Source organism: Oleiphilus sp. HI0061 (assembly GCF_001635675.1).
The window spans coordinates 1-1,985 of record NZ_LWFE01001303.1 but is presented as its reverse complement, the minus strand read 5'-3'; the positions used below and the strand labels follow the sequence as shown (position 1 = coordinate 1,985).

2 protein-coding genes are annotated in these 1,985 nt (G+C 43.4%); both read right to left on the bottom strand.

From position 1 onward, the window contains the following. Positions 1-34: 34 nt before the first annotated feature. Positions 35-1,300: an HD domain-containing phosphohydrolase gene (locus tag A3735_RS20630; RefSeq protein WP_068637317.1), complete on the bottom strand. Its 1,266-nt coding sequence runs from the start codon at positions 1,298-1,300 to the stop codon at positions 35-37. 114 nt (positions 1,301-1,414) lie between these two features. Next, the coding region (locus A3735_RS31200) for a hypothetical protein (protein WP_369820543.1) at positions 1,415-1,985 on the bottom strand (571 nt) is incomplete at its 5' end.

Below are 1,985 nucleotides of genomic sequence, written 5' to 3'. Positions count from 1 at the left end.
TCCAAGGTAATAGAAGTGATATCAAAAGAAGGACTCACGAAAGGTCTACTCGCAATAACTGTGCAGGGTCAGCGCCTGGGACGGTTAGATCCAAGACAGAAGTAATCGACAGCTCTTTATCTGTCTTGATTTTTGCAAGGTTAATCACCTTGGGCTTAATATGCGCCATCCCTGCCATATCGTAAACAACCTTTACGACAGGTAATTTTGGTTGATCGGCATCGATCTCAAGAACAATACCTTTTTCTTTGTTGCTTAGCTGGACAGCACTACCCACCGGATAAACACTCAATAGACTAATCAGCGCTGACACGGAAGGCTCATCAAGTTTTTCATTTTTGGCCTCTTTATATAGATTAGCAAGAGCGCCATGAGGTGTTACCGCAGGCCTATCAAGCAAGCCGTGGACTAACTCATCATACCTGACAACCACTGCGAAAACCTTACTTAAAGGATGTATCTGATCAGACTTAAGTCCAGAAGGGTAACCGCTTCCATCCAGGTGCTCATGATGCTCGGTAATAATGCGCATTACGATTGAACTGAGCTCACAGTTTTGTTTTAACGACCGTAAGCCTATCGAGACATGCTGATAAATTAACTTCTTTTCACTCGCCGTATAAGGTGATGCCTTACCAAGCAAATGCATAGGCAGTTTTAGCCAACCCGTATCGTGAAAAAATGCGGCTAAAGCGAGCGCCTGTTGTGCATCGTCACCTAAGCTGAGCTTGATAGATATACTTAAGACTAAACTAAATGAAGCGAAAGTATGATTTGCGAGCGAAGCATCTTTACGCTGAATATTGATAAGGATAGCGAGTGCTTGGTTATTCCGCTGTAGACTAGACAGCGTAGCGTCAATTAAAGGCGAAACCTGCCGAGCATCAACCACTTTATCGTTTTTGAGAGCTTCATTGATCTCATCTGCCAGCTTCTCAACTTTGCCCTTTAACTCTTTAGCAACACCAAGCTCCTGACCAATAGACGTACGCTCAGGCAATTTTTCCTTAGCACTTGCTTCTGAAACTGGCTTATCTTTCGCAGCCTGATCTTCTTGTGATTTATCAGTCTCTTGTGAGGACTTATCACGAATAACATCAGCTGGCGTTTCTACATCAACACCCTTTGAGGTATCAATCGAGAGCTGCTTGACACCCGCCTTGAGCAGCTTATCAATTTGAGCGGCATTTTTTATCTTCAAGTGGTGATACATGAAGGGGCTGTCAATCCACGATATATCGAGCTGGGTAATATACATACCAACCTTAAGTAAGGATATAGGGATCTTTTTTACTGCCATGCGAAGGAATGCCTAAACTCAGTGAATAGTGTCAGCTTTATTTACACTAAATTATAGGCCTTCCTGAGAGAATTTGTACTATGTTTTCACGATTAATTTAAGTTTTTATAGGTATTACCCTTCAGACAAAAGCTTTACGTACCCAGGTGATATATCTTGATCAATATAAGCCATACCCAGCTTATTTAGATATTCATTACGATCAGCTTTCATTAGGTTTATATCTAACGCGCCCGCCTCATTATCTTGATAAAGTGCAGCCAAAAACGCCATATAATGCTCTCCCTCCTTTACCATCAAAAGACTTGCAGCGCCAACATCCGGCCTAACTTTAGAAAGCAGATCACCTGGCAGCTTAACTTCGTAAACAACTGGCGACTCATCACCCTCGACTCGCACACTACGACTTCTAACCGCCTGCTGAGCCCAATAAAACGCAAGCTCCTTACTCTGTGTTAGGAATACCGGATCATGTGTCTCGGTGTAGTTATTACCAATCGTTGCCATAGTCTTCTTAGCAGCCTGATTCATAACCTTATCACCCGAACGCTTAAGCCCCGCACCATTAATAGAGGTAACCAGCGCAGACGAAGTACCGTGGTACCACACATCGCCGCTCGCGAAGCCATCTTTGCCGAGAAGGTCTTTAGCATCTTGCAGATAGGAAGGAGTGTCAATCATGATA

Coding starts and splice junctions, on each gene's coding strand:
- A3735_RS20630 (WP_068637317.1), bottom strand. CDS start 1,300: ATGGCAGTAAAAAAGATCCCTATATCCTTACTTAAGGTTGGTATGTAT.